A 17,263-nucleotide genomic window follows, 5' to 3' on the forward strand; every position below is an offset into this window, starting at 1 on the left:
CAAGGGTGTGAAATCCCTGTTCGAGTAACGCGCCTATGGCTTTGGCTTGGTCTGGGTGCGCTGTATTCATATCGTCCATTTTTTGTTCCCTCCCAAAATAGTACGGGTTATGCCGCGAGCGCGATCATCTGCCTGTGGAAGGCCGACGACTGATCTTTCCTGGTGAAGTGGCGAAAGTGTGTAGATGGGTGGAATCGGATGTACCCGAGGGCTGCGTACGAGACGAGCTGGAAAGGTTCAACACTCTTTAGCCAGGTAGCGACCTCCTTCGAAAGCCCCCACTGGAACTGAGTGATAACCTCATCCATCAACAAGCTTGTCTTGATCCCGATCATCAGAGTCGAAACGAAATAGCTCGCGGTGTCGGCACGCGCAAAGCATTCGAGTGCTTTTTCATCCGTGATCCCTTGAATGCGCTTCAGGTCAATCCTCGGTAGATAGAAAAAGCGACCGAGCGTCCTTGCGTTATGCAACAACTCCGCTCGATAGCACTTCAGACAGTCGTAGTCATCAACCGACAAGTGAAAGAACTTTTTGGCGTCTTGAGAATTTTCCTCCCAGTAATGAGGCAACTGATTGAGGAGGAGTTCTTGCGTAGTCATTTTGCTCATGGCTATTCCTTGAGTAGAATCAGTCGCTTCCAGATTTTTAAAACATCTCGGCCATACTGCTTTGCGTCTTGCTGCTTTTCCGGGTTAGGCGTGTGGTAGCTGCCAATCGCCAGCTCGATGTCCCCTGGATATCGTTTGATTGCGTCACACAGCACTGATGCGCCGACACGAACATTCGTTTGAAGGTCCAAGAGCTGTTCGGGGTTCGCTACTCGCTCACCATTCCATCGAACATTGACCTGCATAATCCCAACGTCAGTCAGCCGGCTCGCGGCCAGATAGCGCTTCAACTCGCTACGGGCCTCGGAGTAGCTCCCAATGATGCGTCCTTTGTAAACCGGGTTATTGAGTGCAAAGGCGCTTGGGGCCGCCGTATCGCTCCCTGTCAGCCTCTTGGACTCCTTTAGCGCGATTGCATAAAGAAGGTATGGGCTCACACCACACTGACGGGCTTCCCGCTCCCATACGGTCCCCTCTAGGTCGAAGCGCGGTCCCTTGGCCTGCGCGAATGAGCTAAGGGCGGCCATCGTCATGACTGCAACTATTAACCGCCCTTGAATTCGTCTCATAATTCTCCCCCAGCGAGTATCAACGATGATACTTCCTGAAAGGGTGAGTATCAACTTTGGGCAAAAAAATACCGCGACAGGCGCGGTATTAGGTGAACTTTACTACGGCATTCTTACTGTTCTGACGGGGCGTTGTTGTTCGACTCGTACACCCCGCCCTGGCTCTAACTCATCGCTGGCCCCACCGCTCTGCACAGAATCATTGTCGTTCGCTTGATCCCGTAGTGGAGTATTTTGTTCAGCCAACTGTTTTTCGGCGCTACTCTTTTGTTCGATTTCAACATGAGCACTGGCAGTGTTTCTATTGCCTCGGAACCTGTCTAACGCTTCATTCGTTGCTCTATACCCCATTAACGCTTTCTGAACTTCCGGGGCCTGAAGCGCGCTGAAAAATTCACCGGAGAAAAATCCACGCTCTACCAGTAGCCCTAGATTTGCAAGACTCGCAATGCGCGTGCTTCTAACCCCATCGTCTAACGATGCGGCTTCCTCCAACAACAAGGGTTGAGCACTTGTAATGGTTAAATGCAGTCTGATTCTTGAACGCGGCTTATCAGCAGAACTGGGAGCAGCGCTAACGCCGCTTTCATCATCCATTCTGTGACTCCACTTCGCCCAAGCCATAGAAGAAAAACCCGCGACTATTACTGGCTACTGGTTCAGCGGAGACGTTAATGCGTGCGTTAGGATACGCCTCTCGAACCGCGCCTTCGTAAAGATTGGCACCACCACCGGCAAGCAGTACTTCATCAACTCGATCCGTGCTCATAAAGCTCAAATCGTTTCGCACCTGGCTCAGCAGACGTGGATAAACAATTTTTTTGGCTTTTTCAATGTACGGAATCAGGTCATATTCTTTTCCGAACAAATAAATACTTTTTTCATTAGAGCGGAATGCTTCCTCAATTGTGTCCAAGCCGGGCTCGGTATGAATCTCATCCCGCATCAACTCGTTGATTGTACTGATCAACGAACGGACTGCTTCCACAGAGCTATTAGAGGCACGCTCATTCAGGTTGCCTTTCTCGTACACAACGTAGTCAACACTATAGTAGCCTGGGTCAACCACTAGAATATTGCTTCGAAACAGGCGATTAGGGTCGTCAATGGAGTTCAACACGTCGTTTATCACCCCTGAGCCTTGGGCGATCACAAGGACTTTCCTTACAACGACTTCAGTATCTTCGTCTATTTTGTGTACCCCCTGCATCATGGCGATCAGTGGTTTCACAATTGCTTGATTACGTGCTTGGCTGGCTGGAAGCCCAGTAACCAAAATATCAATTTCCTTGGTGACCTTGCTAATTTTATCCAACGCCCCGAGGTACAACGCTTTGTAAATAGGGGTCTTAGAGTAGCCACTGTTGATTTCACGCTCCTGGCTTTTACCCGGCCCGAAAACAGCCCACTTCTCGCCATCGACTTGGACGGTTACTTCATCTTGGTTTTTTCGCTTCAGGAATGTCGATGCTTGTTCTCGAATCCCTGTAGCGGCGAAAATCTCGGTGGTAAATTTGTCATGATCACTCCAGCCGTACGTCAGTTTCGTATTGCTGTAACCACCGTCATACCCAACGATAAATTGTTTTTTTTCACCCTTCATATGAATCTCCTTGTTTCAACTACCGGTTAGATTTTCTGTTTTGTCACATGCCGAAAAATTTGCGTAGCGTGTTCATATCGCCTAACTGCGGACGAAATATCAGCACCTTCTGAGACTTTCAGAAAGTTACTTTATATGGCACCTACGAGTAACGCCAGAGTAGCACACGACCTTTCGGCATACCAAGCGCTGATACTTGCTTTGGGCTGGGATTAACATTTCAGCCGGTTCATAACATCCCTTACGCGGGGAGGTTGTCCAGGATCCAGTACCGGTAGTTTTGCTGCTTTGGAAATCGAATCTGTGTTCCATATAGATAGATATAGCGGCGCTGACGCGACTAACTACTTGGTGAAATTGAAACCGTTTTCCATATAGATAGAATAGAGACAACGCGGTATCAGGCAGGTGGCGAAATTGAAACCGTTTTCCATATAGATATATAGTGATAGGCAGGCTGTTAACGGCCATCAGTCCACAAGGAGATCTTGCACCCCACACTGTCGTGGCGTAGCGAAATCGAAATTGTTTTCCATATAGACAGATAGCCAAAATATCTTTGAAATGTTGCACTGTTGGAGAATTTGGTGCATGCTTTCCATGCCAAATCTGTGTAGAAATCGAATTCGTTTTCCAAATAGATAGATACTATGGATAGCAAATACCCTAGTACCGTAAGGAGGATGTAGTGGCAATGGAGCGGGACGCAGCCAACAAACAAGTGCTCAGCGCCTTGGACGACGCCTGTGAGGTGTACGCATCCGAGGCCCAGGCGGCTTCGAGTGAGTACCACGAGAAAGCCATGGCCCGAGCAGCAGCTTCCAGTAGTGACCCTAAAAAGAAGTTTGTTCCGTTTGTCATTATGATCAGACGGAAGGAACCTACTAGCACTGCGGGTTTGGGTATTGAAATTTTATGGGCTCGTCGCTTCCCTATGAAAGATGGACAGGGAACCCGTTTAATGACAAGTGCGATAGCGAAGGGCAAAAATAATCATTACTCAAGGCGTGCCATAGGAAGTGGTCCAGCATGGTTCGAGGAACTATTCGCTGAATACGAGCCCCGCTTGACCGCTCTCCGCTCGCTGATTAAAGCAAATAGGCAAGCTAGGCAAATGCTCAACAAGAACCACAAGGCAAACAGTTAGAACCAGCTACACCAACCACAAAATAAATAGCTTTATGGACGTATATCGGGCGCTTACGCGCCATGATTTGATTGGATCTGGTAGCAGGTCGCAGAGATTTGAAAAGGCGAAAAGGCCGTAGAGCGCCACGAAGAAAATCGCCTATCAATACGCGTAACAATTTGCGCGTTTCTGTAGCTATTTATTGAGTGAGGTTTACATGGAAGTCGAGATCGCGAATGCCTGGCCAAGTTACGCAGGCGAAGACAACAGCTCTACGTCGCTGCTTGAACGTACCGACAAGTTTCTGGCCGCGCTTATTACGCGTCATGACTATCTGGAGTCCGGCATATCGTTCCTTGAGGGCAAAATAAGCTTTAATGAACGGCTTGCACTGGAACTGGATATTCCAAAGGTCATTCTCGATGTACTGAGGGAAACGGGGGATCTGAAAGATGAAGACTGAGCCCGCTGAGGCATTGTTTGATTTCCATCCCTTGGCGAATCTTTTCCCATTGATGGATGATGAGGAACTATCGGTTCTTGCTCTTGCTATTCAAGAGAATGGGCAGCGCGAGCCGATCATTTTGTATGAGGGAAAGATTCTCGATGGAAGGAATCGCTTCCGCGCGCTGCAAGCGCTCAATCTGCCCATTAATACACTGAACTTTGACGGCAATGATCCCGTTGGGTATGTAGCGGATCACAATCTGCATAGACGGCATTTAAAAGCAAGTCAGAGAGCAGCGGTTGCCGCTTTGTTATCTGAGTTCCCACGGGGACGAAGGCGAGTTGCGCGAGATAATAATCTGGATGAAGGCGCGGAATCTGAGGCAGACGGTGACGATATTTCATCACTTACCCAGGAAGAAGCGGCTAATAAATTCGGAATATCCAAGCGATTAGTTGCCGCAGGGACCAAAGTAAAAAAACAAGGACATCCGGATTTAATAAATTTAGTTAAAGATGGGAGGATGAGCATCGAGAGTGCGATGTTGGTATCCGACCTTCCAATGGACTCACAAGAGCAGGTACTGAACGGTTCTGATGAGGATTTCAAGAAAGCCATCAAGGATGTTCGGAATAAGAGCAAACTTGGAAAATCCACCGGCAAGGGGAAAGTGGCGAACCAGGCAGCAGCGAACTCCTCGGTCACAACGGGACCGTTGTTAATTCCGTTAGACGGTGAAGCTAGTTCTCTACCTTCCCCTGTGGCTGAACACCTCGCAGAACCCATCAAGGTGTTTTACGACTCTCTGATGCATGTAGGTGAACAGGTCGTAGCAAGTGGTTTCGACGCCGAAGAATGGTTCGTGCGGCATGGGCAACATTTGCCAGAAACTTTCTCGTCAAAGCACATGCGTGCAGCGATGTCGGCTTTGCGTGTGCTAGAGCAGCTAATCGATCTGATTCAGCAACGCGAGTCCGATTGAAAGAAATGCGGGGAAATTTGTAGAAGAATTCACAGTGACGCAAAAAATATCTTTAGATATGGTAAAACCCTCCACATGTTGGAGGGTTTTTTTTTGCGGAACGATTTAAGATCAGCATTGTCGGAATTTGTGCTTACAATTTCTGTCGGAGATCGCTGAATGAATGACTCCAACACACATCCGGAAATCGCCAACAAAATGGCTCCCACGTTCTACTACGAGCCTTCACGATAGGCATACACGATGCAATACATAACCGAAGATGCAAGCGGCTACCTGGTCAAGATCCTCTCTCAGGGGATCGAAAGGCATTTTCCGTTTCACGATAGTGCGAGCAGAGCAAAGGCACTGGCCGATGCGATCCTCTACCGGCACCAAGCGGTGCGCGACACAGACGACGCTCAGGGCATCCTGGATAGCCGGAGAAGCCGTTCTCGCTACCTGCCCCACAGCAACCCTAGCGGTGGGCCCAGTGCGGTATCAGGCGTAGTACTGGAGATATCGAACCGAGGCGGTCACCTACTGCCACGGGCGACGTTCAACTGCCTGTACAGAGACGACGATGGCCAGTACCGGAAAAAATCATTTGGGATTCGCAAGCACGGCTATGTGAACGCGTTTCGGCTGGCCTTGGCTGAGCGTTCGAAATTTCTGACTACGCTCGCCTCAACGCTGTACGAAGTGCCAGTACCATTGCCCACTGAGGAGCAATACAAACTAATCCAACAATTGGCGAGCGATATTCCGCTCCCAAAAGTGTCTGAGTCACAGCTACTTTCGTAGCGGATCCAACCAAAAAGCGGACCTCCAGCAACCACCCCTCCCTTCGGGCGGGGTGGTTTTTTTTGCCCTTCAATCTGCTTGCACACACCTCCTTTGCCTCCATATCACGCATGACGCTACGAGTTACTCGTGGGTGCTTTTCAATCTGCGGGAAGTACACCTGCACTCCTACATGCACCTACGAGTAGCTTTACAGTGCTTTTCAATCTGATTGAGGCACACGGAATTCAGACGGCACGCACCTGTGAGTAACCTGTAGGTCGAGACAGATCCTTTGGTTGCCACTGCCGGGTACCAGGAGTGCACCAGTGAGTTACGGATGGGTGCCGTGGGCTTGAATCGTCTGAGCGCTTTGGCGCAGCAGATCGTCTTCTACGACCAATGCACGAGCGATATCATTTTCGCGACCACCTAAAATGGAGGCGTTTTTTTCAAAAGTTTTCGTCGTACGGGAGAGTTTTTTGGTCGGAGTAACACGGATTTAAGACATGCTTCGGAGGCGGTTAACGCGCACAAGAGTTCTCGCGTTTGTAGCGAATACACCGGACGTGTTAAAGAAGACATTCCCGTTACAACTACCTACGTGCGTGTTTGTAAAAAAATACAAGGAGTTTCAATTGTCAGGTGCGACGATGTTTGTCGGCGGTAAGCCCGTTTACGTGTACAGCTACAACCCGAACGCCGGGTTAAGAGCGGTTTTTCAGTACCGAAATATTCTGCCGAAATCTTCGGTAGAAGCCGAATCAATGCCTTACCTTAATGCGTGTTCATTTTTCGACTCGTATCAGCAGAGTAGAACTGTTCGTGCCCTGGCTCGGATGTTTTCCCCAATTGCGAACCTTTGGGTGAATCGCAAGCGCAAACACCTGGAGTCGAACCTGAGCGGTTTAGCCGCATCAAGTTTCGACTGGACAAAGATTCAGATGCTCAACGTTTCCAACGCGGTTCATCTGGTCTTCATCGACTACTTGAGCAAAGACGGCGCGCATTTGGTGTACCCATCGGTGCATCTGTACGAGCGCGTACTTTCGCCGGTTGATCTTGACAAAATTTGCACTGAACAATTCTCGCGGATGTCGGGAGAACTGGCCGTCGCCTACAAGGTTGCCGCGTGAGGCCAGGGTCTGTCCGGAGGTGCTATGTCAGCGGATCGAAACAAGCGCAGGATCGAGGCATTGCGGCAGGTAGCCGCAGTGGCTTTGGTCGATGCGAGCTGGCTGGTACCAGAGCTGCTGCCCACGGGAAAACTACGGCGTAACCGGTACTGGGCGCTCAATCCAAACCGTGGTGATAGATCGATCGGCAGTTTTTGCGTCTCGATGGATTCCGGAGGTTGGCATGACTTTGCGACTGGTGATCGAGGTGGCGACCTCGTATCGCTGGCCGCGTTTGTCTGGGGAGTGAAGCAACTGGAGGCCGCCGAACAACTGGCCTCCAGGCTCAGGCTCTCGGTGTTCGAGGAACCATCGCACGAGTTATCCGAAGCTTCTCGCAATAAGCAGGCCGAGCGCGTGAAACAGGCCATGCTTGAGGCGGAAGAGAAGCGCAAAAAGGCCGAGTTAGAGCGCATCCAAGGTGCCAAAAGGGCGAAGAGATATGCGCTGAGGCTTTGGAACGCGAGCCCCGTTGCTTCTGACAATCACCCGTACCTGGTGCGCAAGGGTATCTCAGCGGAAGGTGCTCGACAGAAAGGCGACATGCTCTTGCTGCCGGTCTACCGCAAAGGTGAGCTGATCAACCTCCAGCGAATTTTCCCGGACGGCACAAAGGTCTTCCTGCGTCATGCGGAGGTCATGGGTGGGTACATTCCGATAGGGAAGCCTGTTTCTGGCGATACTCTCTTCATTTGTGAGGGATGGGCCACAGGCAAAAGCGTGTCTGCTCTACACGGCAATTCGCCGGTAATCTGCGCGCTGAACACCGAAAACCTGCTGGTAGTAACCGACTTCCTGGTTGAACGTTTCGGAGATGTGATTGATCTCGTGATAGCGCGAGACGATGACCGCAAATCCGCGGTGATTATCGATGGCGAAAAGGTGGTGAACCCCGGCAAAGCCTTTGCGGATAAAGCTGCGGAGAAGCACAAGCTACGCGTAATCGCGCCGTGCTGGCCAGCAGGAGCACCGCTTGAGCTTTCGGATTTCAATGACTTGGAGGTCTGGCAGAAGGCTAATTCGCGGGCCAATTAGCTTGAACGAGTTATGTTGGTACTGTATAACGGTAAGCGAATGCAATAGAACTTTCTACAACGTTGGTTCTCTTTTCATTCTCCTTACTTAAAGGTCACGGTCAAACGTGGCCTTTTTTTTTGTCTAAATTTCCTCCCCCTGGTGCATCTCGCACGCGCTCTCACGACTACGATGCCAATGCTCGATGCCGGGGCCCCTTGGCCTGTTAACCGCTGGTCGAACGCAGATCGAAAGTTTGGTGACGACAAGCAACATCGCACACAGCGATAGGATAAATATTTATTATGTTACTATAACTTAAGTCAGCACCGTCATGTTCTAGCGAGACTATTACCATGAGCATTCCGAGAACTAAGCAAGAGGCAATTTTTTCCTATCACTACTCTATTTCTGGGGAGTGTGCGTCTATTTGTTCGGAAGGTGCCGTCTTGCATGAAATGGAGTCTTCTCTCAACAAACGAATTCTCGTCGTGCCTCCCAAGCTGGCCAAATCAGCCGAGGGCCTGGTCAATCGCCTCACGGAATTGAGCAAGGACTACTGCGCGCAGTTCGAGCGGACATCCTGGCGGTTGGTCACACCGCCGATACTGGTTCGAGAAGTGAATGCGGCCACGCTTTACCGGAACAGCGCGTTTTCCGTGTCCAAACTCAGCGAGTTCGACCGGGACTACCAGCTCAACGCCATTGGCCAGTTCTTGCACCTTGCACTTGAGCAGTGGAGCGCGCTGGAGATCGAGAATGCTCAGATCCGCACTACGCAGGCGCAGATCCTGCGTCACCAGAAGGCTGATGACCTTTACACGTTAAGGTCGTCTGGGTTTTCTTACCGGGTAAATGCAGTAACGGACGGCTTCACCGGATCGCGCACGGAGAACCTCAATCAGTTACTGGTCCTGGTAGGCCAAAGTGGAATTCCCGACATCCAGACCCGGCATGATCGGAAACAACGGGGTGCAAAAGAGAGGATTCCCCGGATTCATTTCAGCGGAGGAAGCGTGATCTCCGATAGCCAGGACCTCACCATGCTCCCGGCCACTTTGTACTGAACATTCCCCCTGCAAAAAGATGCAAGTTTGCACCTTTGTTTGCGTCCATTCAGATATCAGGGAAACCCCGAGCAGTTCGGGGTAGTCCCGAGGCCTAAGAGCGGTCGTTGAGCTCCGGCCCCAAGAGCGTTTCACCGTGAAACGTTTTTTAGATAAGCTCAGCACCCACTCATCTAATCCCAAGATTGCCGCAACAAGCCAACTCCGTTCATTTACTGCTGCCAGGCGACGGCACTGGGGACAGGTGATGAGCGCGAATGAATGCCCCGGCACCAAACGCAAGAATCTCCGAAGGATTGGCTTCGCAGTATTTTTTAACCCACAGGGCTATACCATTTACATCGACCCGATTTGCCCCCTGACTGCCAGCAGTAATGAAACCAGAGAGCCACTGCGTGTAAGCATTGGCCATCGTGTAGTAGGTCTTGCCGCCCGTAACGATGGCATTGGTGGGCTGGTAGTCTGAAAGCGCTAGCACGAAAGAAGCACAGGAGTCGCCACCTATGCCATTCACGACATACTGGGGAGGTTCCACGGCCTTGGCTGCTGTGCACAGAAGCAACAGGGGAATTGTTAGCCACAGCAGTTGATCTTTGGTTACGGTGGTCATTGGTTTTCCTTCACATTTCAATGGGACGGCGCGGGCCATTGATCCCAGCCTAATTATCTCACTCACCAAGAGCGTTTCACCGTGAAACGTTTTTAGATTCGGTAGTCCCTAATCTAATCCCAATACCGTCGCTATTTCGCAAACGGACTGGTGCGAGGTATCTCCACCTTATCCGGGGATTCTGTTTATTTCCAAACAGAGGGTGAGTGAAGTAGGAATGAGGGTCGCGGTAGGGATGGCAGTTACCTGCCACCCCCCGCACAGATCCGTACGTGCGGAACTACCGCATACGGCTCCTGCCTCGGGTGTCTGACGCGAAGCGATCCTCAGGGTAAGGATGCGTATTTCTGGGTCTAGGTATGTAAAGGTCGGCAAGGCGTCCATAGCGTGACCACTGAAGCCGGCTACGCTGGCTGCGACGTTTGAGGGCTTGCCGCCATAGACGGCACACCGCCGAACGAAAACCGCCAAGACGTATCAGGTTTCCCGGCACGGCGTGGTAATTGAAGTAGCCCCTGACCACCCGGGTAAGCCACTGACCCACGACTTGAACAGACTCGTGGCGCCGACGTTTCAGCTCATCCCGAATGGCCAGTAGCGTCGCACGCATTCGCTTCTTGACTGTCAGTCGCAGCACTTGAAACTCACCGCGTCTGCTGACACTACAGCAGTGTGTGAAGCCCAGAAAATCGAAGGTTTCTGGTTTTCTCAAGCCTCGCTTCCTGCGATTTATCGCAGCGAAACGACCGAACTCAATCAACCGTGTCTTCGAAGCGTTGAGTGACAGACCGAACCTGGCCAACCGCTCCTGCAATTGCTCCGAGAACTGCTGAGCCTGTGATTTTGTCCTGAAACCCACCACGCTGTCGTCCGCGTAACGCACAACAATTACATCGCCACTGGCATGCCGCTGGCGCCACTGCCTTGCCCACAAATCCAGCACGTAGTGAAGATAGATGTTCGCCAGCAATGGCGATATCACTGCGCCTTGGGGAGTACCCTTGGTTGCAGCCACCCTACGACCGTCCTCCATAACTCCCGCCTGAAGCCATTTGCAGATAAGCCCAAGCAGGCGCCGATCTGCAATCCGGTGTCCCAGAAACATCAGCATCCATTCATGGTCGATCTCGTCAAAGAACGACGTGATATCCGCATCCAATATCCAGTTCACCTTCTGGCTCTTCAGCGCGACCGTCAACGCATCCAACGCATCGTGCTGGCTGCGCCCCGGCCGAAACCCATACGAGAATCCCAGGAAGTCCTCTTCATAGATCGCATTCAGAACGGTAACGACCGCCTGCTGTACGATCTTGTCCTCCAAAGAGGCAATGCCCAGCGGGCGCTGCCTGCCATCGGCTTTGGGGATGTAGACCCGCCGCGACGGCGTTGCCCGATAGGCTCCACGGTGGAGCCTTTCGTGCAAATTGGTTACCCGCTGGAGAAGACCTTCCTCATATCCTCGCCACGACATGCCGTCCACGCCCACCGCTGCATCGCGGCGCAGGGCATAGAAGCTCTGCGCCAATAACTGCGGTGTGATGTGGTGCAGCAATGCCGTGAACTGCATGCCCTTGTTCCTGCGGGCTGCTTCACGTACACCTTCAAGTCCCATCGACGCGCAGCTGATCCGGCTCAGTGTCCGGGGCGCGGGAGGCCTGTTGGTGTTTCCCTTGGCTACGCCCCTTTCCTCCACTATCTCCGCCGGGCCAGGCCCTTTGTTCGATGGCTTCTCAGGTACTACGGACGTATCCGACTTCTCAGCGACGTGAACAGCAGGGTTACGGCTTTTGGCCTTTCCTGCTCCGCCCGGTGCTAGCGCAACGGGCGCCGCTGAGATCTCCCAGTTTCTGTGCGAAGGACTTCCCGACGTGCACAGGGTCTCCGACCGCGCGGGATCAGAGCATGACTGGCGTATAACGCCATGCTCCGTATTGCCTTCTGCTTCGCTTAACAGCATCGGCATCCCGAATTCCTGATTACGCGGCTCAATGGCTGGCCCATCGGTTTCCCCTGTCAACGCTTCACCCTGCACCTCGCGGTGCAACGTGCATGACTCGGGGTCTGGTTGATTCGCCATTTCTTACCAGTATCGAACTTTCATCGACTATCCTCCGCCAGCTTTAACTGGCGCTCTAAGCGTCCAGCCAACACACCTTCCGAACTCCAGCATTAAGGGCGATGGTGTCCGCGTATTTTTAAGCGGACGCAATAGCCCTTAACGTCAGGATTTCCATGCGCCAACGAAGCTCTTACCCGAAACCCTTCAAGGCCCAGGTTGTTCAGGAATGCCTGCAACCGGGCGCAACCCTATCCAGCGTTGCCATCAGCCACGGCATCAACGCCAACGTGATCCGCAAGTGGCTACCGCTTTACCGAGACCAGCCGCCAGCGGCGTTGCCGGCTTTCGTTCCGTTGAGAGCCAAGCCCAAACGGCAGGAGGAAGCATTGGCGATTATTGAGCTGTCGCTTGGCGAGCAATCGATCACAGTGAAATGGCCAACTTCCGATCCTGACGGCTGCGCCCACTTTGTCCGTGGACTCACTCAATGATTCGTATCGATGCCATCTGGCTCGCCACCGAGCCCATGGACATGCGTGCCGGCACTGAAACTGCGCTGGCCAGGGTGATTGCGGTGTTCGGTGCGGCGAAGCCGCACTGCGCTTATCTGTTTGCCAATCGCCGCGCCACTCGCATGAAAGTTCTGGTGCATGACGGGTTTGGCGTTTGGCTGGCTGCACGCCGGTTGAACCAAGGCAAGTTTCACTGGCCAGGCATTCGACAAGGCTGCGAGATGGAGCTGGATACCGAGCAACTTCAGGCCTTGGTGCTCGGCCTACCTTGGCAACGCGTTGGAGCTGGCGGTGCAATCACACTGCTTTAAAAAGTTGTAATTAGCTCCTTGGTCTACTGCCGCAAGCGATCTGCTTTGGTAAAATCCAGGGCATGACTTCCTCGCCCAATCTCGATCAGATGACCCCCGATCAACTGCGTGCATTCGCTGCGCAGTTGCTGTCGCAGGTCGACACGATGGGCAAGAAGATCCATCGGATCGAAACAGTCAACGAACAGCTCACCCACGAAATCGCACTGCTCAAACGGCACAAGTTCGCCAAGCGCAGCGAGCAGCTGAGCCCTGACCAGGGCAGCCTGCTCGACGACCTGCTGGATACTGATATCGCGGCTATCGAGGCTGAGTTGAAGGCGGTCAACCCGCCTGCCGCGCCGGCCGAACCGCGTCAGCAGCCCAAGCGTGCACCGTTGCCACCGCAGTTTCCACGCACTGTGATCCGCCACGAACCAGAGAACACCCAGTGCGCGTGTGGCTGCCAGCTTCAACGCGTCGGCGAAGACGTCAGCGAGAAGCTGGATTACACGCCGGGCGTGTTCACGGTCGAGCAGCACATACGTGGAAAATGGGCCTGCCGCGCGTGCGAAACGCTTATCCAGGCACCGGTGCCGGCCCAAGTGATCGACAAAGGTATCCCGACCGCAGGCCTGCTGGCTCATGTGATGGTGGCCAAATTCGCTGACCATTTGCCGCTGTATCGCCAAGAGAAAATCTTTGGCCGCGCCGGCCTGGCTATCGCCCGCTCGACACTGGCGCAATGGGTAGGCCAAACCGGTGTGCATCTCCAGCCCTTGGTCGATGCGCTGCGCGAAGCGGTACTTGCCCAAGGCGTTATCCACGCTGACGAAACGCCAGTGCAGATGCTCGCGCCGGGCGAAAAGAAAACCCACCGTGCTTACGTCTGGGCCTACTGCACTACGCCGTTTTCGGCACTTAAAGCAGTGGTTTACGACTTCAGCCCGAGTCGTGCGGGCGAGCATGCGCGCAACTTCCTTGGCCAGTGGAACGGCAAGCTGGTGTGCGACGATTTCGCCGGTTACAAAGCAAGCTTCCAGCAAGGCATCACTGAAATCGGCTGCATGGCCCATGCCCGCCGTAAGTTCTTCGATCTGCATGCGACGAACAAAAGCCAACTGGCCGAACAGGCGCTGCACTCAATTGGCGGCTTGTACGAAATCGAACGGCAAGCGCGGGAAATGACCGACGAAGATCGCTGGCGAATACGTCAGGAAAAAGCAGCGCTCATTATCGACGCACTACATACCTGGATGTTGGCCCAGCGCGATCTTGTGCCCGAAGGGTCGGCTATCGCCAAAGCTCTGGATTACAGCCTCAAGCGCTGGACGGCACTGGCTCGATATCTCGAGGACGGCGCTGTGCCCATAGATAATAACGCGGTCGAAAATCAGATAAGGCCGTGGGCACTTGGACGCTCGAATTGGTTGTTCGCCGGGTCACTACGCAGCGGTAAGCGGGCAGCTGCGATCATGAGCTTGATCCAGTCGGCACGCATGAATGGGCATGATCCGTATGCCTATCTCAAAGATGTGCTGACGCGGCTGCCGACGCAGCGTGCCAGTGAGATTGATCAACTGCTGCCGCATCAGTGGATGCCCGCCTGAGTCACGCAAGGTGACTTCGGCGGACGCTTACGGAATGAGCCCCCACAACTTCTCAGGAGGTTGTCCGATGAACACTCGAGCTGCCGTGGTAAAGCCAGCGTCATTCCGCGAGTTTTCTCACTTTCTGTATCAGCCGCAGCCGCACATCCGTACGACGATGCCACCCAGGCACTCAACCGTTTTTTGTCCGTTAATCAAAGCGATACGTCGAGTCGCAACGTGAGCAAGCCGCTAGCACTAAATTCGATCACCTCTATAGCAACCGAAAATATAGGGTCGAATGGGCTTTTTTTGAGCTCTACCATATAAGCATGTTGCTATACTCCGCGCAGAATATACGGTTAGCCAAAATTTTCAGATCTTTACGAGGATAAATGAGCCATGACGTCGTTCGAAAAGGCCCAAGGCATTCCGCTGTACACGGACTTCAGCACATTGCAGTTCGCACCCCAGTTCGCCTCTGACAGCGTGGGAGTTAGTCAGCAGACGTTGAAATTGATGGAGCGCGATCATGGCCTGGTCATTGCCCGCAGAAAGGCCGGCTCAGTCCCGGTTCGAGTTTACTCCGTCCAGGATCTGTTCCAGATCGCTCATATGCGGCGCGAAAAAGGTCTGACCAAAGGCCTTGCTCGCACAGCCGTTATTTCAACTTTTGTGCAAAAAGGCGGCACGGCAAAGACTACTACGTCAGTAAACCTTGCTATCGACTTTGCGTTGAGAGGGCTCCGAGTGCTGATCGTCGATAACGATCCTCAAGGCGACTCGACCAGCATGCTTGGTTATGACCCAGACCTTTCCGCAAATGAGCTCGCTGCGTTGAACGTACCTGGTGACCGTGCGGTCGATGGCCATTTAGGTAACCTCCTCGGGGTCTCGATGTACCCTGCAAAAACGCTGGATGAGGTAATCAAAAAGCCTTTTGGCGAGTTTGGCCCGCACCTCATCCCCGCAGAAGAATCGTTGGAAGACCTGGATGTCGCTCTACGCAATGCAAACGGATCCGACTTCCGGTACGGGCTTTTCTTCCAAAAAGCTCTCAAGGGTGAGAACAAGAGTGCCGATTTGTCCGGCTATGACGTAATCATCATCGACAACGCCCCTTCAACTTCGCTGCTTACTCGCAACTCGATGGTCGCTTCTGACTTCCTGATCTGCCCGATTCGGATGGACCGGTTTTCGTTCAAAGCACTAGGCCGACTGTCTGACAAGCTGGAAGCTTTCGCCAAAGACTTCCAACGTTCTCCTGAGATCTTCGTTGTACCAACGATGTACATCAAGAACAGGCCGCGTATTCAGTCGAACATGGAAAAGCTTAGCGAGACATTCCCTGGCAAGGTCGCTGAGGTGCCACTCTACTTCTCAGAAGATTATTCCAAGAGCTTGGATGACGGCGTACCCATCATGCTTTGGAAAAATGCGAGTGAAAATTCAATCGGTGCGATGCGCTCGGTGTTCGGCAACATCCTCAACCGCATTCGCGCCACGGTTGGCAGCGCTTAAGTATCGAGATTGATCTGAAAGCCCAAAACGTTTCACCGTGAAACGTTTTTTGGGGGTATCAGCTCTGCTGAATATCAAGAGGGAAATTGATAGGTTTCCCCAAGAATTTTGGAGGTGTACATGGGAGAGAAAACGCGGCGTTTAGGTGTAGAACCTGCTCGAATGCCAGGAGATGGCGTCAGCGAACCGGTTGTTGCAGATATACCCAAGGCAAACCTGGGGAAATCGCTTGACCAGTTGTTAGCAGAACAAGGTCTTCTTGATGAACCAGAGGCGTTGGAACCTGCACCACAAACGCCTGCCCCTCGAAATGGGGCCGACGTTTCAGCTAAGGCTCCGGGATCATTTGTTGTTGGCAAGATCCTGGTAGAGCTGATCGACCCTTCGCCTTACCAGCCACGTAAAGAATTCGACGGTGAGAAACTGAGCTTGCTCGCGGACGCGATTCAGGCAAGTGGTTTGCTAAACCCTATTCTCGTAAGACCAAGCCCAAGTATTCCTGGTCGGTATGAATTGGTCGGTGGTGAACGACGTTGGCGTGCACACAAGCTTTTGCAATGGAATGAAATTGAAGCGCGCATCAAGGAGATGTCTGACGCTGAAGCTGAAGTCAATGCACTCACGGACAACGAAGGTGATGCACTCAGCGATTTCGAACGCGCCAGGGCGTTCAACAAAATGCTTGAGCGTAACGAAGACTGGAGCATGGCCGCCCTGTCTCGGCATGTTGGTGTAAGCAAAGCCACCATTACCCGCTGTATGTCCTACTTCAAGTTGCCTCAAGGCGTGTTGGAAATTCTTGAGGAGCAACCTCGCCTTATCGGAACCAAATCCGTTGCGGAGTTCGCAGCGTTCGACAAGCGCTATGAAGAGTTGGTAGTCGAAGGTGTTGGCATGATTGCTAACGGAAAGACTTCACAGGCTGGCTCTCTTCGTTGGATCAAGCGACAAATCCATTTGCGGACGAGCCCGGTAGTTTCTCGACCTCAACACAACCACGTTGTCGCTAGTGGCGAGGTTCTCGGAAAGATTAAGGTCAAAGGGAATAGCCTTGAGATTGTTTGCGAGCAAGGTGTCAACGTCACCCAGTTGGCTGACCTGGTGAAGCAATTGCTTTCCGACCAGCATATCCCCAAAGGTCTTGAGGACTCGGAGGATTGAGTTTTCCCCTTTTGTATTCAAAGGCCCGCCCCTCAGCGCAATGCTGTTCACTTAAGGATTGTTGACTAATCCTTGAACAGCTGGAGAATCCGGAGTCCGATAAGGATTCCGGATTTTTTATGTCTGTTGCACAGGATTTGAGCACCGTTTTGGAAACCGCT

At 52.6% G+C, this 17,263-nt stretch carries 18 protein-coding genes; 12 read left to right on the forward strand and 6 right to left on the reverse strand.

Annotated elements, in window-relative coordinates; translation table 11 throughout:
* Positions 1 to 107: 107 nt before the first annotated feature.
* The 4 genes from GUY40_RS10185 to GUY40_RS10200 form a co-directional block, all read right to left on the reverse strand.
* Positions 108 to 611 (reverse strand): hypothetical protein, encoded by a 504-nt coding sequence (locus tag GUY40_RS10185; RefSeq protein WP_166568819.1) that lies wholly within the window; start codon positions 609 to 611, stop codon positions 108 to 110.
* Positions 612 to 613: 2 nt separating this feature from the next.
* Positions 614 to 1,180 (reverse strand): lytic transglycosylase domain-containing protein, encoded by a 567-nt coding sequence (locus GUY40_RS10190; RefSeq protein WP_256675695.1) that lies wholly within the window; start codon positions 1,178 to 1,180, stop codon positions 614 to 616.
* A gap of 102 nt (positions 1,181 to 1,282) precedes the next feature.
* Positions 1,283 to 1,777 (reverse strand): hypothetical protein, encoded by a 495-nt coding sequence (locus tag GUY40_RS10195; RefSeq protein WP_166568820.1) that lies wholly within the window; start codon positions 1,775 to 1,777, stop codon positions 1,283 to 1,285.
* Positions 1,770 to 2,783, reverse strand: a complete 1,014-nt coding sequence (locus tag GUY40_RS10200; protein WP_166568821.1) for a ParM/StbA family protein — start codon at positions 2,781 to 2,783, stop codon at positions 1,770 to 1,772. The genes GUY40_RS10195 and GUY40_RS10200 overlap by 8 nt, the downstream gene beginning before the upstream one ends.
* 694 nt (positions 2,784 to 3,477) lie before the next feature.
* Between GUY40_RS10200 and mobI the strand changes: the two genes are divergently transcribed.
* The 7 genes from mobI to GUY40_RS10235 all read left to right on the forward strand — a co-directional run bounded on the left by mobI (position 3,478) and on the right by GUY40_RS10235 (position 9,360).
* Positions 3,478 to 3,930 carry a conjugative transfer protein MobI(A/C) gene (mobI, locus tag GUY40_RS10205; RefSeq protein WP_256675697.1) on the forward strand — a complete coding sequence of 151 codons (453 nt, stop codon included), beginning with the start codon at positions 3,478 to 3,480 and terminating at the stop codon, positions 3,928 to 3,930.
* A gap of 199 nt (positions 3,931 to 4,129) precedes the next feature.
* Positions 4,130 to 4,375 (forward strand): hypothetical protein, encoded by a 246-nt coding sequence (locus GUY40_RS10210; protein WP_166568823.1) that lies wholly within the window; start codon positions 4,130 to 4,132, stop codon positions 4,373 to 4,375.
* Positions 4,365 to 5,342: a ParB N-terminal domain-containing protein gene (locus tag GUY40_RS10215; RefSeq protein WP_166568824.1), complete on the forward strand. Its 978-nt coding sequence runs from the start codon at positions 4,365 to 4,367 to the stop codon at positions 5,340 to 5,342. The genes GUY40_RS10210 and GUY40_RS10215 overlap by 11 nt, the downstream gene beginning before the upstream one ends.
* 243 nt (positions 5,343 to 5,585) lie before the next feature.
* Positions 5,586 to 6,125: a hypothetical protein gene (locus GUY40_RS10220; RefSeq protein WP_166568825.1), complete on the forward strand. Its 540-nt coding sequence runs from the start codon at positions 5,586 to 5,588 to the stop codon at positions 6,123 to 6,125.
* Positions 6,126 to 6,742: 617 nt separating this feature from the next.
* Positions 6,743 to 7,240 (forward strand): hypothetical protein, encoded by a 498-nt coding sequence (locus tag GUY40_RS10225; protein ID WP_166568826.1) that lies wholly within the window; start codon positions 6,743 to 6,745, stop codon positions 7,238 to 7,240.
* 24 nt (positions 7,241 to 7,264) lie between these two features.
* The gene (locus GUY40_RS27980; RefSeq protein WP_178117759.1) at positions 7,265 to 8,314 is read left to right on the forward strand and encodes a toprim domain-containing protein; all 1,050 of its coding nucleotides are present in this window, start codon (positions 7,265 to 7,267) and stop codon (positions 8,312 to 8,314) included.
* A gap of 335 nt (positions 8,315 to 8,649) precedes the next feature.
* A complete protein-coding gene (locus GUY40_RS10235; RefSeq protein ID WP_166568827.1) occupies positions 8,650 to 9,360 on the forward strand; it encodes a hypothetical protein in 711 nt (236 codons plus the stop codon).
* Between the two features lie 208 nt (positions 9,361 to 9,568).
* On the opposite strand, the gene GUY40_RS10240 is transcribed toward GUY40_RS10235, so the two are convergent.
* A complete protein-coding gene (locus GUY40_RS10240) occupies positions 9,569 to 9,970 on the reverse strand; it encodes a hypothetical protein (RefSeq protein WP_166568828.1) in 402 nt (133 codons plus the stop codon).
* Between the two features lie 280 nt (positions 9,971 to 10,250).
* Positions 10,251 to 11,537 carry a group II intron reverse transcriptase/maturase gene (gene ltrA, locus GUY40_RS10245; protein ID WP_178117760.1) on the reverse strand — a complete coding sequence of 429 codons (1,287 nt, stop codon included), beginning with the start codon at positions 11,535 to 11,537 and terminating at the stop codon, positions 10,251 to 10,253.
* Positions 11,538 to 12,202: 665 nt separating this feature from the next.
* Between ltrA and GUY40_RS10250 the strand changes: the two genes are divergently transcribed.
* The 5 genes from GUY40_RS10250 (at position 12,203) to GUY40_RS10270 (ending at position 17,102) form a co-directional block, all read left to right on the forward strand.
* The gene (locus GUY40_RS10250) at positions 12,203 to 12,520 is read left to right on the forward strand and encodes a transposase (RefSeq protein ID WP_166568830.1); all 318 of its coding nucleotides are present in this window, start codon (positions 12,203 to 12,205) and stop codon (positions 12,518 to 12,520) included.
* Positions 12,517 to 12,852 carry an IS66 family insertion sequence element accessory protein TnpB gene (tnpB, locus tag GUY40_RS28235; RefSeq protein WP_166568831.1) on the forward strand — a complete coding sequence of 112 codons (336 nt, stop codon included), beginning with the start codon at positions 12,517 to 12,519 and terminating at the stop codon, positions 12,850 to 12,852. Before GUY40_RS10250 ends, tnpB begins: the two co-directional genes overlap by 4 nt.
* Before the next feature lie 62 nt (positions 12,853 to 12,914).
* Positions 12,915 to 14,441 carry an IS66 family transposase gene (locus tag GUY40_RS10260; RefSeq protein WP_166568832.1) on the forward strand — a complete coding sequence of 509 codons (1,527 nt, stop codon included), beginning with the start codon at positions 12,915 to 12,917 and terminating at the stop codon, positions 14,439 to 14,441.
* A 381-nt stretch (positions 14,442 to 14,822) separates the two neighbouring features.
* Positions 14,823 to 15,941, forward strand: a complete 1,119-nt coding sequence (locus tag GUY40_RS10265) for a ParA family protein (protein ID WP_166568833.1) — start codon at positions 14,823 to 14,825, stop codon at positions 15,939 to 15,941.
* A 120-nt stretch (positions 15,942 to 16,061) separates the two neighbouring features.
* Positions 16,062 to 17,102, forward strand: coding sequence for a ParB/RepB/Spo0J family partition protein (locus GUY40_RS10270; RefSeq protein ID WP_166568834.1), 1,041 nt, complete (start codon positions 16,062 to 16,064; stop codon positions 17,100 to 17,102).
* Positions 17,103 to 17,263: the final 161 nt, after the last annotated feature.

The organism is Pseudomonas sp. R5(2019) (assembly GCF_009905435.1).
GTDB lineage: Bacteria > Pseudomonadota > Gammaproteobacteria > Pseudomonadales > Pseudomonadaceae > Aquipseudomonas.

Bases quoted from the DNA above. Each gene is read 5' to 3' on its own strand.
- GUY40_RS10240 (WP_166568828.1), bottom strand. From the start codon at position 9,970: ATGACCACCGTAACCAAAGATCAACTGCTGTGGCTAACAATTCCCCTG.
- GUY40_RS10190 (WP_256675695.1), bottom strand. From the start codon at position 1,180: ATGAGACGAATTCAAGGGCGGTTAATAGTTGCAGTCATGACGATGGCC.
- GUY40_RS10250 (WP_166568830.1), top strand. From the start codon at position 12,203: ATGCGCCAACGAAGCTCTTACCCGAAACCCTTCAAGGCCCAGGTTGTT.
- GUY40_RS10260 (WP_166568832.1), top strand. From the start codon at position 12,915: ATGACTTCCTCGCCCAATCTCGATCAGATGACCCCCGATCAACTGCGT.
- GUY40_RS10235 (WP_166568827.1), top strand. From the start codon at position 8,650: ATGAGCATTCCGAGAACTAAGCAAGAGGCAATTTTTTCCTATCACTAC.
- GUY40_RS10220 (WP_166568825.1), top strand. From the start codon at position 5,586: ATGCAATACATAACCGAAGATGCAAGCGGCTACCTGGTCAAGATCCTC.
- GUY40_RS10210 (WP_166568823.1), top strand. From the start codon at position 4,130: ATGGAAGTCGAGATCGCGAATGCCTGGCCAAGTTACGCAGGCGAAGAC.
- GUY40_RS10265 (WP_166568833.1), top strand. From the start codon at position 14,823: ATGACGTCGTTCGAAAAGGCCCAAGGCATTCCGCTGTACACGGACTTC.
- mobI (WP_256675697.1), top strand. From the start codon at position 3,478: ATGGAGCGGGACGCAGCCAACAAACAAGTGCTCAGCGCCTTGGACGAC.
- GUY40_RS10185 (WP_166568819.1), bottom strand. From the start codon at position 611: ATGAGCAAAATGACTACGCAAGAACTCCTCCTCAATCAGTTGCCTCAT.
- GUY40_RS10215 (WP_166568824.1), top strand. From the start codon at position 4,365: ATGAAGACTGAGCCCGCTGAGGCATTGTTTGATTTCCATCCCTTGGCG.
- ltrA (WP_178117760.1), bottom strand. From the start codon at position 11,537: ATGCAGTTCACGGCATTGCTGCACCACATCACACCGCAGTTATTGGCG.
- GUY40_RS10195 (WP_166568820.1), bottom strand. From the start codon at position 1,777: ATGGATGATGAAAGCGGCGTTAGCGCTGCTCCCAGTTCTGCTGATAAG.
- tnpB (WP_166568831.1), top strand. From the start codon at position 12,517: ATGATTCGTATCGATGCCATCTGGCTCGCCACCGAGCCCATGGACATG.
- GUY40_RS27980 (WP_178117759.1), top strand. From the start codon at position 7,265: ATGTCAGCGGATCGAAACAAGCGCAGGATCGAGGCATTGCGGCAGGTA.
- GUY40_RS10200 (WP_166568821.1), bottom strand. From the start codon at position 2,783: ATGAAGGGTGAAAAAAAACAATTTATCGTTGGGTATGACGGTGGTTAC.
- GUY40_RS10270 (WP_166568834.1), top strand. From the start codon at position 16,062: ATGGGAGAGAAAACGCGGCGTTTAGGTGTAGAACCTGCTCGAATGCCA.